The organism is Anaeromonas gelatinilytica (assembly GCF_016820635.1).
In the GTDB taxonomy this organism is placed as follows: domain Bacteria; phylum Bacillota; class Clostridia; order Tissierellales; family SIT17; genus Anaeromonas; species Anaeromonas gelatinilytica.
The window spans coordinates 46,343-59,749 of record NZ_WSFU01000138.1 but is presented as its reverse complement, the minus strand read 5'-3'; the positions used below and the strand labels follow the sequence as shown (position 1 = coordinate 59,749).

Here is a 13,407-nt window from a genome sequence, read left to right as displayed (position 1 = left end):
ACTAATAAATTTCACTCCTTTGAACTTTATGTGCTTCTAATTTCCCCATTTCCATCTTTATGACTTTGTCAGCAAGCTTAAAATATCTGTCATCATGAGTTATAGCTATGATACACTTACCTCCTTCTTTAAGTTCTGGTAAAAGAGTCTCATAGAAAAACATTCTAAACTCTGGGTCTTGATCTGCTGCCCATTCATCAAATAAGTAAATAGGTCTATCTTCTAAATAAGTAACCAATAAAGCCAATCTCTTCTTTTGACCTGTTGATAGCCTAGTTGTACTAAATTTTCCATCTTCTATTTTGACTTTATCATCAAGTTGCAGTATATTTAAATATTTTTGCATTTCTTTTTCTTTGCCCTTATAATCTATTCCATAAAGTTTATCAAATAAGTAAAAATCAGAAAAAACTGTAGAATAGCTTTCATTTAGTAGTTTTTGTGAAGCTATTTTGTTATTTAAAGTTATATATCCTTTAGAAGGTGGATATAATCCAGTTAATAATTTAGCTAGTGTTGATTTACCACTACCATTACCACCTGTAATAAAAACTATCTCACCAGATCTAAATTCATAATTAATAGGTCCTACTTTAAATCCTTGTCCATCTTTTTTGTCATATTCATACTCTATACCATTTGATTTTAGGTTAAGATTGCCTTGTATAGCCACTTGTTTATCATCATAGTCTTTATAATTAGAATTTGATATTTGACTAATTAAATTATTAATTCTTTTTAAGCTTATTCTTGCTTCAATAGCATTAGGTATAGTATTTAATATTCCATGAACTGGACCTGTCATGTAGAGTAATATAAAAACATAGCTTGATATACTAGTTCTATCTAAATTTCTTAATATCAAAGGGAAAATAAATACTATAAATCCTATTGCAAGTGTAAATAACAATTCACCTATCACAAACATATTTGCAAAAGCAAGGGCTGATTGTCCTCTCTTAATCCTATATTTATTACTACTCTTTTGCATATCAATTTCAAATTCATTCTTTCTTTTTTCGTTAAGACTTAATTCCTTAAATCCACCTATTAAATCATTTATGAATTTAAAAAATATATTTTGAAGGTCTCTTGATTCTTCTCCAATCCTATTTGCATATCTACCAACTAAGTAATATATGCTTGCGATAACGAATATTATTACTACAGAAAGTAGTAATGCATATATATTTATAAATCCTAGATATATAAAACATATGATAAGTGTAATAGCGCTTGTTACTCCGCTAATTAGAATATTTGCAAATCTACTTATGGTTTCTGTATCATTATTTAATGTGGATTGAATCCTTCCTTCTTCAATTTTTTCAAACTTATTATAAGGCGATTTTAATAAACATTTAACAATTTCCATCCTTTTTGAATATACTATTTGATTTGTTAGTTCTATCAATTTTACTCTCATGATCTTTTGTCCATAAACATAAAGGATTATACCAAGAATAAAATATACTAATATCTTAACTTTTAAATCATTATTGCTATTTACAGCCATGTTAATAGTAAAAATTACAATTGCATTACCAAATCCACTAACAATACTTAATATTGATAGTATTAATAATGATCTATCATCTTTTTTTTTATAAAAACTTGTAATTAAGTAGTATATGTATACTAACCAAATACTTATATAGACTAAATAGAGCGCAACTTTTATACTTTTAGGAAGCCATACAAATACAAACTCCCATGATACCCCCATATATAAAATGTATGGAATCAAATATATGCAATAACTTATTCCAATCATGAAAACTAAAGAAAAACAAATCTTCAAAATATCTTTTGCATTTTTTATTTCTAATTTTCTTTCTTTTTTAACTATCTGTTTTAACGTCTTAAATATAAAGTATAGTGTGCTAATAATTATTAAAGTTATGATACATATGATTAAAATAGATATATTGTCTACAGTTTTATTTAAGTCTTTTATATTATTATCATAATCTTTACCCTGCAATATTTCATTAATTCCTTGAGAAATAGCTGAAACATATTCTGAATTTGTATTGCTAAGGACTGCAATTCCTAATTTATCTTCTGGTCTAAACAATATAAATGAAGAGTAATTAGGATTATTTCCACCATGGGAAATCTCACCTCCGTCTTTTTGGTAAACAAACCAACCAGCAGCATATGAAGATCCATCTCCTAAAGGTGCAACCCTACGATTAGCTTTATGTGACTCTTCAATTATGTCTTTATCAAATTTTGAATCAATTGATGTTCCTATCTGAATCTTAAGCCATTTTGCCATATTCTCAGCATTAGATATAATATATCCTGCTGGCTTATTCCCTCTATACACTGGTGCTTCATAAATCTGAGGCTTTAAAAAGTTAGTCTTATATCCTTTAGCCATATTTTCATTAACAGCTTCATTTCTATGAAGATACGTATTATTTAGTTCCATTGGCTTTAGAACATTTTCTTCGATATATTCTTCATATGTCATTCCTGTTACTTTCTCAATTATTAATCCTAAAACATCATAGTTTATTGTTGCATACTGAAAATTCTCGCCTGGTTCACTATCTAATTCTATATTAATCAATGTTTTGACCGTTTCATCAAGTGCATTGTCTTTATTAGAAATAGGGATTTTATCTATAGTTTTAAATGGTATTCCACTTGTATGATATAGTAATTCTTCTATGCTTATTGAAACTTCCTTGCCCTGATACTTAACTTTAAACCAAGGAATATGTTTAGATACTTCATCTTCAAGTTTAATCAATCCATTCTTTTGTAAATTGAGAATTCCTAGAGCTGTAAATGCTTTACTATTGGATCCGATTTCAAATAATGTTTTAGAAGTAACATCCTTTCTTAATTCTATATCAGAATATCCAAAACCTTTTTGATAAATAGTTTTATTTCCTTGTACTATGACTACCGTCATCCCTGGAATTTTACCTTTGTTCATCTGTTTTTCAATGAAATTTTCTATTTTTAAATTATCATTATCTGATAAACAAATTATTTCTCCACTATTATTACCTAAAGCATACCCCTTTAGTGATAATAAAATAAAACTAATAAAAATACTTACATTAATCAGTAATTTACTTACTTTCCTCATAGTGTTATTGCTCCTCATATCAAGATAATCATACTTTTTGCTTTTCTGAGTAAATAAAGTTATAAAAATACATATATTAATTAAAAAGACTGTCAATATCTTCTTGTGAAATGTCAACGGTATTAAAATCTGATGGTGTAAATTCTTTAAAAGATTTGCTAATACAGTGATCTAAAATTAGCTGCAATGTTTCCATATACTTATTAATAAATGTTTGGATGGTCTCATTTTTAAACCTCGTATTACTATATGTGATACTTATATTTAACTTTCTATTTACTATCATTACCTCTATATCCATTAAGGATGACATAGAATTTCTTTTATCGTTATCTAAACCAAATTCAATATTGTATACATTTAGTTTTTCTTTATCTATGATATTGTCAAAATCTCCAAGATAATTGAACCTTATATATTTTCTATCAGATTTCTTAAATTCATGATTTAAGAATCTAAGAATACCATAATTAAATCCTTTATCAGGTATATCTCTTATTTGTTCTTTTAGTGATTTAATATTTTTATCAAGTTCTGTATGTTCTATCTTAAAATATGCAAGATATATAGTTGTAAACCATCCTACTGTCCTAGAAATATCAACATTTTCAGCAATAGCTTCTCTTCCATGTCCTTCTAACTCAATAATTACCTCATGATTGTTTGTTATATTATTAATTGTAAGAGCTAATGCTACTATTAATACTTCTTTAAATTCTAGACTATAGATATCATTTGTTTTCTTAATTAAATCACATGTAGTAGTTCCATCAAGTTCACTATTTAAAACAGATATATTTTTGGTGTTATCTTGCTTATTGTTAAAATCTGCTGGATAAACCCAATCTCTGTTTAGAATAGAGTTCCAATAATCTTTTTCTTTCTCAAAATTCTTTTTTTTATAATCCTGTAGCTGTTCTGACCAATATTTATAAGAATAAGTTTTCATTGGTAACTGTATTTTTTTATTTTTATCTAATTGATTTAATATATTTAGAAAATCTTCTAATATTATTCTCCATTTATTCTCCATGAAACTCCATCAACTATTAAATGATGAGCTGTAAATAATAAAGCTTGTCTATCTTTATCTAAATCAAATATAGTTATATCAAACAAACGACTATTCTCTAAATTAAATTTAACATCAGCTTTATTAATTAAAAATTTTATGTTTTTATTTTGGTTATAGTCATAACCTTCAGATAAATTAAAATGCTTAACATTCTTTTTCTTATTTAAGTGATTATTATTATAATATAGTTTGTTGTTTTCTCTGTCATAATTAAATCTTAATGTATCATGGTGCTCAATTAATTTATTCATAGCAATTTCAATTTTATTAATATCTAATATTTGATTGTATTCTAGTAATACATAATGATTATATAAATTTTCATTGGTAAAGTTTTTATTAAAAAACCATTTTATAATAGGTGTATTATGTATGTATCCTTCAATCAGATCCTGTCTTATAGAGATTGTATTCTTATTTTCTTCTAAAGTGTTTGCTATCTCTTCAATAGAATCATAAGTTAACATATCTTTTACTTTGACCTCTAATCCTATGTTTTTAAGTTTTGAAGCTATTTGTATTGCTTTTATAGAATCCCCACCAAGCTGATAATAGTTATCATTCATACTTATATTTTCTACACCTAAAATTTCTTCCATAGCTTTAACTAGTTCTCTTTCTAGATTATTATTATACTTTATAAATTCTTTTTCAATCGGTTGTGGTTTTGGTAGTAAAGAATAATCTATCTTCCCATTATCAGTTAAAGGCAGTTTGTCTATAAAAACAAAATTATTAGGTATCATATATTGAGGTAAAAATCTTAAAAACCACCTTTTAAGTTCTAAAACTGTGAGTTCACTTTTTCTTACTATATACGAATTTAATAAATTATTTCCTGATAAATCTTCTTTAAATGTTACAACTACTTCTTTAACAGCTTTGTTTTCCAATAAACACCTTTCTATTTCTCCTAGTTCAATACGATGTCCTCTTATCTTAACCTGATTATCTACTCTACCTACATATTCAATTTCACCAGTTTCTAGGTACCTTGCAGTATCACCAGTTTTATACATTTTTTCACCTTTAATGAAAAGATTATTAATAAACTTCTCACATGTCAATTCTCTCTTGTTCAAATAGCCTCTAGCTACTCCAGCCCCTGATACATAAAGTTCACCAATTGTACCAGTAGGAACTATATTAAAATTCTTATCTAATATATAAACTTGAACATTATCAATTGAATATCCTATTGGTACAGATAATTTTTTATCTTTTTCTTCTTCATATTTGTGTATGATACAACCAACAGCCGTTTCAGTAGGACCATATTCATTATATATTTCTATGTTTTTGTTGAAATTATTATAAATTTCTTGTGCTAAACTTACTTTTAGTTCTTCACCACCCACAATGAATCTTTTTATATTTGATTTACTATTATCCATGCCTTTTAGTAGAGTTAAATGAGCTGGTGTTAATTTTATAACTGTTGCTTTATTTTCTTTTAACACTTTATATAAAATAAAGTCAGTATCATCTCTATCATATATTAAAATTCTATTTCCTGAAATTAACGGTGCAAATATTGAAGTCACTGTTAAATCAAAAGATATTGAAGAATACAAAGCCATTGCTTCTTCATCAACATTTAAATACATCTTATTAGCCCAGTATATATAGTTAGTTAAACCTTTATGTTCAATCATAACTCCTTTAGGTTTCCCTGTAGAACCAGATGTATATATAATATAAGCTAAATCTTCTAACCTATTTATTTGAGAATAATTTTCTTTGCTATACAATTCTAAATTTATATTATTTGTATTAATTATTTTTCCATTAAATCTAATGTCATTTTTTACTTCAAAGTTAGTTAACAACAACATACTATTAGAATCTTCGAGCATATAATTAATCCTTTCTATAGGATAATTAGGATCAATGGGTAAATAAGATGCTCCAGATTTTAAAACTGCCAAAATATTTATAATCAACTGAATAGAATGACTGGACATAATTCCTACAGTATTTTCTTTTTTTACACCATTTTCTATTAAATAATTTGCTAATTGATTAGATTTTTCATTCAACTCTTTATATGTTAATTTTTCTTCTTTAAATTCTAAAGCTATTTTATCTGGAGTTTTAATAGCTTGTTCTTGAAATAGTTCATATACTGTTTTGCTTGGATAGGAATTATTAGTTGAGTTGATTGTATATAATTTATAATTAATTTCATCTTGATTAAGAAGACTTAAATCTTCAACACTTTGCTTGTCTTCAATTGTAATTTGTTTAATAATATTAATAATAGAACTACTTAAAACTTTAATTTCTTGTTCAGAATATTCATCTGTTTTGTAATCAATATTTACAGATATATTATCTTCTTTTATTTCTTTAACTGTTAACTGTAATGAATAGCTTTGACTACCACAATAATACTCTTCAATATCTACATCTATACCTTCAATGTCATTAATATATTCAGAATTGTAATAGTTTACAGACATCTTAAATAGACTATCATATCCTCTTCTACTCAAATCCAAATCTTTAATTAGTAAATCATATGGATATTTTTGATTTAATAAAGAAAATTTTAATTCTTTATTGATTGAATTTATTAAGTCATCTATATTAGACTCGGTATCTAAATAAAATCTAAAAGGTACTGTACTTGTAAACATACCTACTATTTTTTTCTGTTTTTTCCCTTTTCTATTGAATACTGGTATTCCTATTACTATATCTTTTTTATTAGCTGTTTTATTTATGTATATAAGTAAAATGGTAATAAAAAAAGTATTTAAAGAACATTTTCTTTCTTCTATAAACTTATTTATATTGTTTGATAGATTGGTACTGATATTAAATACTTGTCTCCTACCTTTTATACTACTTGATGTTTTATATAGAAATTCTTCAGGTATATCATCAAACTTTTCATTCCAAAAAATTTGATTTCTTATAAATCTCTCAGAATTAATATAGTTCTCTTCATCTTTTATAAAATCTACATATGAATGATATTTATCAATGTGAATTTGATTATCCTTTGATATGTTGTTATATATTTCACAAATTTGTTGTTGAATTAAGCTTATGGACCATCCATCTGATATTATGTGATGGATATTCAACAATACTCCATATTGTCTTTCATTTATTTTGTATATGGCAAAATAATATAATTTATCTTTATATAATTGAAATGTTTTTCTAAATAAGCTCTTAGCCCATTTTAATTGTTCTTCTCTAGGTGATTCATATTTACTAAAATCTATATACTCAATATTTTCTTTTTTATAATCTTTTATGTATTGAAATGGTTGTCCCTCTTTTTCCGTTAATCTTAATCTTAACCCATCATTTATCTTAATAATAAGGTTAAGAGTTTCTTTCAATTTATCAACATCAATGTTTCCTTTTATATTTAAACAACCACCTAGATTGTGAAGTGGAGAATTGAAATTAATCTTATCTATATACCATATTCTCTTTTGTGGATGCGTCAAGTTATAATACTTTATATCATTAAACTCCATATTCGATCTCCTTAGTATTGATGTTATTTCTCAATAATGTACTATTAATTATATTAGATATATTTTTAACATTTTTATTTATAAAAAAATGATTTCCTTCTAGATTATAAATTTTAAATCCACTGGACACATGATTTTTCCATAATAATACATCTTCTAAATTGATAGCTTCTTGATTGCCATATAAAATTGATACATCACATTCTATTTTATCTTCTCTTTCTTTATAATTATAATTTTCTAGAATCTTGAAATCATTCCTAATTACAGGAAGAAATACCTCCAATAATTCTTTATTATTAAATACTTCTTCTGGTGTTCCACCTAATTCCATTACTTTTTTTATAAAATCATAATCTGGTAAATCATATATATTTTCCTTCGTTCTTATAATACTTGGTGCTTTATAACCTGAGAAAAATATATGTTTAGGCTTTAGATATCCCATTTTTTTTATCTTATAATAAAGTTCATATGCTAAAAGACTTCCCATACTATGACCATATATGGCATAATCAGTATTATCTATCTTATCTTTTATATTATTAAAAATATCATCTACTGCTTCTTCTAAATTTTCATAAAATCCCTTATCAAATCTTTTACCTCTACCTTTCAGTTCTATAGGGTATAATTCTATAGATGAATCTAAATATTTTTTCCATTTATAATATATTGCCTCTGAACCTCCTGCATAGGGTAAACAAAATAATATCATAAGTATGACTCCCCTTAATCTAGATTATATTTCAAATATTTATTTATTAAATCACTTTGATCTATAATATCTATATTATCTAAAATTTCTTTGTTTAATGAGCATACAGCAATTTTATAATTCAAATCTAATTCCAACAGTTTTAAGAAATATCTATTATTCTCATAATCTTCAATTGACTCAATGTTTTTATACTTATCCATATTAATCGAAAATGATTTTAATGGTATTGATAGACCTTGTCCAATACATTTAATATAACTCTCTTTTAACGTCCATATCTCGTAAAACCTAGTTAACTGAGCGGATAAATCTTTTTCAATAATATATTTGGATTCATTCATAGTAAAATATCTTTTTGCAATGTCTCTATATTCAATATACTTAATTTTTTCAATATCTATTCCAATAGGATTCTTATCAATTGCACATACCACAAAATCTCCTGAATGAGAAATATTAAAGTGAAATTTAGGATAATTTTTGAGATAAGGTTTACCATATTGGTTTTTATCGAATATAATACACTCATTATTAATATTTAACTCATTTGCTATTATGATCCTTACTAAAATATCACCAATTAATGTTCTAATTTTATCTTTTTTATCAATAAATTTAACAATCCTCTTGTTTTTTTCTAAATCTATTGATGAGCATAAATAAAGTAATTTATCTTCATTTATATCTACAATTTTGACAGCATAAATTTTCATATATAACCTCTAAATGTATTTTTTGTAAAAAATATTCTTAAACTTTTATTTGATAATTTACAGTATATACTATATTTTCTAAAAATTTTGTCAAAGCTTGTCGTTATTTAAATTTTTTTAAAATTTTATATTTTACATTACTTTGTTTAATTGAGTATTATTCACTTCTGAAATCACCTTTCATTTTAAATAATATTAGAAAAAACTTCTAACTATTTAGTAAGAAGTTTTGACAAAAAATGCAATTTTTACTGAAACTCAATTATTCTTTTATATATTAAGTTCCCTTAGTGAATAACCTATAAGAATAATCAATATCATTTTTCAAATCCATTAATTCATTTTTTCACTTTAATTCTAGTTCTTTATCATATATACAATATACGTGTTTTCAGTAAATCCTTCTATATTCTCTACCGAACTATAACCTTTCATATCGAAGTCAATAGACTTTGTAATCATCATATATAGGTTATAGAGTTATATCATCTAATATTGAAATAATGATTTTTTAATCTAAAGATATAATTAAATTCATAAATTATTTCATTTTACAGTAGCTTATACAAGTATCATATTCCAGTATCACTTTTCCATCTTCATTATATTGATGAAATAGATTTTCTAATTCTTTTATCATGGGAATAAAACTTTTCCAATCACCACTTCTTTCCTCCAATTCTTTTAAGTTTATTCGTTGAATTTTAGCACCAATTTATCTAAGTTTTACTTCTGATTTTTCATATCCTCTATCAATCTATTCGATACCATAAACGATTGAAGACTCTTTAATAGATAACGCTGCTAATACTAATGAAACTGTACCTCTAATATCCTTACCTTGTAAATCCATTGATTCATTTAATTAATATTCTATTAATCATATAGCCATTACTGCAATAAAGTCAATTCAATCTAAAATTAATTATTTCATCCAATCTATTACTTCCTCTGCTATTAGGAAAGGATTATCCCAATGAAGTAAATGTGTTGCTTCTACTCTTTTTACTAAAGAATTAGTACGTTTTTGGAATTCTTCTACTAATATAGTCCTAATTTCATTCCAAGATGCAGGAATTGTTGCTTGTATTAGCAATATTGGCGTCTCTAATTTATCATATATAGCGTCCGTAGGGAAGTTATACATAGACTTAATAGCACCTCTTGCAGTATCCCCACAAGCACAAAATCTAATAGTTCCATCGGCTTCTTCTTTCATCAAATCCTTGGCAGCCTGTTCTAATAGTTTCGACCATCTTAAATAATTGTTCCTCTCAACTTCTAAAAAATCATTCCAGTTGGAGAATACATAACCATCAAAATCTACTTTATATGATTTTATTTCATCTTCCAAAGAGCAATCAGGTTTAAAATTCAATTGTTCTTTGTTAATTTTTGCAAAATAATCATATTGAATCTGCTTTTGATGATACCCTCCATCTAGTAATAGTATTTTCTTCACTTTTTCTGGATATTGCGCTGCATAATGAAGAGCAATACAACCTCCCCAAGAATGAGCCATCAAATAAAAGCTACCTTGTTCAATTAACTCTATCACTTTTGAAAGCCAATTCATTAAATTGGGAATTCCGTAGTCTTCATCCTTTTCAAATGCGGGTGTTTTTCCATGCCAGGTAAATCAATAGAAAAAATATGATATTTATTACCTAATAACTCTCCTAATTCTAAAAAACTGAAATTAGTACTACCTAGCCCATGTAAACAAATAATTGTAGGATTCTCTTTTCTTCCCCATTCACAAACCCGTACCTTTGTATTGTTATTATCTAAAAAATGCTGTTTCATTTTTCACACTCTTTCCTCTTTAACTATTAATTTTTTCTAATATATACTTCACTATCTGAATATTTTTCTCAGCATGTTGCTTCATCTTATTTTATTTTTCTCTACCAACACTAGTTGACAAAGAACCTTAATATTTTGTACAATTTATGATTCTAAAACTCTAACTGCTTTTTCTAAAGCAGCTTTAGCAGTATCATGTGTTAATAAATCAAATGCCTCTGTAATAGTTACCCACTTTCCATCAATGAATCCTTCTTCTGAATTATATTGAATTTCTTGCAGCTATGATATTACAAACAAATGCACTTTTATTTCTTTTATAGCTTTTTCTCCCTCAAAATAAAAACTAAATTCATCAATCAATCCCAAACATTCGCCTTGCTTCAACATAACCCCACTCTCTTCTTTTACCTCACGGCATGCTGCGTCAATCCAGCTCTCTCCTAATTCAACATGTCCTTTTGGAAAAACCCATTCATCATCACAATTTAAAATTAACACCAATATCTTTTGTAAATTTAATTTAGCTACTACAATTCCCATACTTGAAACTTTAACTGGTACATCCATTTTCATCCTCCCCTTAACTAGCAGGTAGTGTCCGGTATGACACCCCGTTTTTCATTACAAATCCTTTTTTTCATTAACAATTCATTTTTTAATAATTACTATAAATACGTATTTTAATTTCAATCACTATAATTACCTTTCTACTTTTCTTTCCAAGATCCTTCATTTTTTACCAATATTTTTCTAAAACAACTTAAATGTAATGATAACCACTTCCTGCACCAGCTAATACTAATAAATGTCCTTTATTATATAGGAAAATATATTCTATTTAAAGAATAGAAAAAACTTCTAACATAATAGTTAGAAGTTTTGATAAGAGTCCAATTTTTAGTGAAACTCTATTACTCTTATATATATATTAAATCCCTTAGCAAATAAGCTATATAAATAATCAAAATCATATTTTAGTTTTTGAAAAAGTTCCGTACCTATGGTATGCCCCAGAAGTAATGCTTCATACTACAAATTTTAGATTATTCATGCACTGTTTCTTCATTAGAAAAAGAACCGTAAAAAGTAGTCTTCGATAAATCGAGCTTCTTAGTATGAAATGGGTGTGGCTCTGCTTCATCACTCGGATAACCAAGCAATAATAGTGCGACAGGGATGATATGTTCCGGAATATCAAATGTTGTTCTTATACTATCAGGGTCAAAATGTCCTACCCATGTGGAGCCAATGCCTAAATTGGCAGCTTCTAGCATCATATGTGTCGCAACAATACTTGCATCAATACCGCCACTATCTTTTTTGTCAAATGTTCTTTTCCAACTCACATTCTCATCATAACAAACCAATAGTGCCAATGTCTCGTTAAAGCGATAAGGTGTACAAAGACTTAATTTGTCTAAATCTTTCTCATTGTTGAGAACGAGAATTCGCTGTGGCTGATTATTCACAGCCGTAGGTGCTATTCTTCCAGCTTCAAGTATTAAATTCAACTTCTCATTTTCCACTTTCTTATTACTAAACTTTCTAACAGAGTATCTCTTTTGTGCTAATTCTAAAAAATCCATATCACATTCCCCTTTAATTAGATTTGTGTTTGACTTTAATAAGTAAAGTGTATATTATTATGTTAAGTTCTTCAAGTATGAACATTTTTGTTATATACTAAACTTTTTGTAAGTATTGAGGTGATATTATGGATTTTAATAGTAAGTATGGAAAATGTCCAATATACTACACGATTTCAAAAATCCAAGGAAAATGGAAATGGGTTATTTTATATAAGCTCTACAAATCTAAAATGATACGATACAATAGATTATGGAATGATTTGAAACCTATAGCCCATAGAACATTGAGCAAGCAGCTAAAAGAGCTCGAAGCAGACGGATTGGTTCATCGAGAGCAATATAATGAAGTACCGCCCAGAGTTGAGTATTCTCTTACAGAAGATGGAAAAACTCTTGCTCCAATTCTTGAATTGATGTCTGACTGGGGAGCTAAACACATAGATAGCGATACAGAAAATTGACATCTTAGGTTCGCTATGTTAGATATGTGTATTCAAGGAGATCTCTATATGTTATTTATTCCATTTCACCAACATATATAATTTTATTTTTATCTAAATAGTATCCTAAAGTGAACTACCACCAAGACAAGCAACAGTGGCTTCTTTGTAAGAAGTTTGGTATTTAACTTTCGACCTTAACAGGCTACCCTTATTCTCAACGGGCGAGAACACTTGCCATTATCCCTCATAGTTTCAACTAACTTGGGAATATATTTTTCTTCTTTTCTTAATATATTTATTGGCATTCAAATATTAAATCAACCTGGAGATAATATATCTAATAATTTTCTATTCTTTTGGAAGTATATCCTTAATTCTTGAGGTATTGTAAAAAACGTATGTTTATGTTTATTCTTTATTAATTTATTAACCATATCATTTGATCTTTGATCTA

General features: G+C 26.6%; 10 protein-coding genes. 1 reads left to right on the top strand and 9 read right to left on the bottom strand.

All coding sequences use genetic code 11. The annotated features are described in order from the left end of the window. Window position 1: 1 nt before the first annotated feature. The 9 genes from GOQ29_RS13765 to GOQ29_RS13730 all read right to left on the bottom strand — a co-directional run bounded on the left by GOQ29_RS13765 (window position 2) and on the right by GOQ29_RS13730 (window position 12,507). The gene (locus tag GOQ29_RS13765) at window positions 2-3,106 is read right to left on the bottom strand and encodes a cyclic peptide export ABC transporter (RefSeq protein WP_203373246.1); all 3,105 of its coding nucleotides are present in this window, start codon (window positions 3,104-3,106) and stop codon (window positions 2-4) included. A 76-nt stretch (window positions 3,107-3,182) separates the two neighbouring features. Beyond that, window positions 3,183-4,139 carry a condensation domain-containing protein gene (locus GOQ29_RS14745; protein WP_252187639.1) on the bottom strand — a complete coding sequence of 319 codons (957 nt, stop codon included), beginning with the start codon at window positions 4,137-4,139 and terminating at the stop codon, window positions 3,183-3,185. Continuing rightward, the gene (locus tag GOQ29_RS13760; RefSeq protein ID WP_252187638.1) at window positions 4,118-7,678 is read right to left on the bottom strand and encodes an amino acid adenylation domain-containing protein; all 3,561 of its coding nucleotides are present in this window, start codon (window positions 7,676-7,678) and stop codon (window positions 4,118-4,120) included. Before GOQ29_RS13760 ends, GOQ29_RS14745 begins: the two co-directional genes overlap by 22 nt. Next, complete coding sequence (locus GOQ29_RS13755) at window positions 7,668-8,396, bottom strand: thioesterase II family protein (RefSeq protein ID WP_203373245.1); 729 nt, start codon at window positions 8,394-8,396, stop codon at window positions 7,668-7,670. Before GOQ29_RS13755 ends, GOQ29_RS13760 begins: the two co-directional genes overlap by 11 nt. A 14-nt stretch (window positions 8,397-8,410) precedes the next feature. Next, the gene (locus tag GOQ29_RS13750; RefSeq protein WP_203373244.1) at window positions 8,411-9,112 is read right to left on the bottom strand and encodes a 4'-phosphopantetheinyl transferase family protein; all 702 of its coding nucleotides are present in this window, start codon (window positions 9,110-9,112) and stop codon (window positions 8,411-8,413) included. A gap of 925 nt (window positions 9,113-10,037) precedes the next feature. Further along, the gene (locus tag GOQ29_RS13745) at window positions 10,038-10,688 is read right to left on the bottom strand and encodes an alpha/beta fold hydrolase (RefSeq protein ID WP_203373243.1); all 651 of its coding nucleotides are present in this window, start codon (window positions 10,686-10,688) and stop codon (window positions 10,038-10,040) included. Beyond that, window positions 10,688-10,918 carry an alpha/beta fold hydrolase gene (locus GOQ29_RS13740; protein WP_203373242.1) on the bottom strand — a complete coding sequence of 77 codons (231 nt, stop codon included), beginning with the start codon at window positions 10,916-10,918 and terminating at the stop codon, window positions 10,688-10,690. The genes GOQ29_RS13745 and GOQ29_RS13740 overlap by 1 nt, the downstream gene beginning before the upstream one ends. A 282-nt stretch (window positions 10,919-11,200) precedes the next feature. Continuing rightward, window positions 11,201-11,488: an NUDIX domain-containing protein gene (locus GOQ29_RS13735; protein ID WP_203373241.1), complete on the bottom strand. Its 288-nt coding sequence runs from the start codon at window positions 11,486-11,488 to the stop codon at window positions 11,201-11,203. Between the two features lie 476 nt (window positions 11,489-11,964). Continuing rightward, complete coding sequence (locus tag GOQ29_RS13730) at window positions 11,965-12,507, bottom strand: nitroreductase family protein (protein WP_203373240.1); 543 nt, start codon at window positions 12,505-12,507, stop codon at window positions 11,965-11,967. A gap of 128 nt (window positions 12,508-12,635) precedes the next feature. On the opposite strand from GOQ29_RS13730, the gene GOQ29_RS13725 reads away from it, so the two are divergent. After that, on the top strand, window positions 12,636-12,971 hold the full coding sequence (locus GOQ29_RS13725; RefSeq protein WP_203373239.1) for a winged helix-turn-helix transcriptional regulator: 336 nt from the start codon (window positions 12,636-12,638) through the stop codon (window positions 12,969-12,971). Window positions 12,972-13,407 lie beyond the last annotated feature (436 nt).

Excerpts from the sequence above, each read along its gene's own strand:
- GOQ29_RS13730 (WP_203373240.1), bottom strand. The coding sequence starts at position 12,507 with ATGGATTTTTTAGAATTAGCACAAAAGAGATACTCTGTTAGAAAGTTT.
- GOQ29_RS13765 (WP_203373246.1), bottom strand. The coding sequence starts at position 3,106 with ATGAGGAAAGTAAGTAAATTACTGATTAATGTAAGTATTTTTATTAGT.
- GOQ29_RS13745 (WP_203373243.1), bottom strand. The coding sequence starts at position 10,688 with ATGAATTGGCTTTCAAAAGTGATAGAGTTAATTGAACAAGGTAGCTTT.
- GOQ29_RS13740 (WP_203373242.1), bottom strand. The coding sequence starts at position 10,918 with ATGAAACAGCATTTTTTAGATAATAACAATACAAAGGTACGGGTTTGT.
- GOQ29_RS14745 (WP_252187639.1), bottom strand. The coding sequence starts at position 4,139 with ATGGAGAATAAATGGAGAATAATATTAGAAGATTTTCTAAATATATTA.
- GOQ29_RS13725 (WP_203373239.1), top strand. The coding sequence starts at position 12,636 with ATGGATTTTAATAGTAAGTATGGAAAATGTCCAATATACTACACGATT.
- GOQ29_RS13755 (WP_203373245.1), bottom strand. The coding sequence starts at position 8,396 with ATGATATTATTTTGTTTACCCTATGCAGGAGGTTCAGAGGCAATATAT.
- GOQ29_RS13750 (WP_203373244.1), bottom strand. The coding sequence starts at position 9,112 with ATGAAAATTTATGCTGTCAAAATTGTAGATATAAATGAAGATAAATTA.
- GOQ29_RS13760 (WP_252187638.1), bottom strand. The coding sequence starts at position 7,678 with ATGGAGTTTAATGATATAAAGTATTATAACTTGACGCATCCACAAAAG.
- GOQ29_RS13735 (WP_203373241.1), bottom strand. The coding sequence starts at position 11,488 with ATGGATGTACCAGTTAAAGTTTCAAGTATGGGAATTGTAGTAGCTAAA.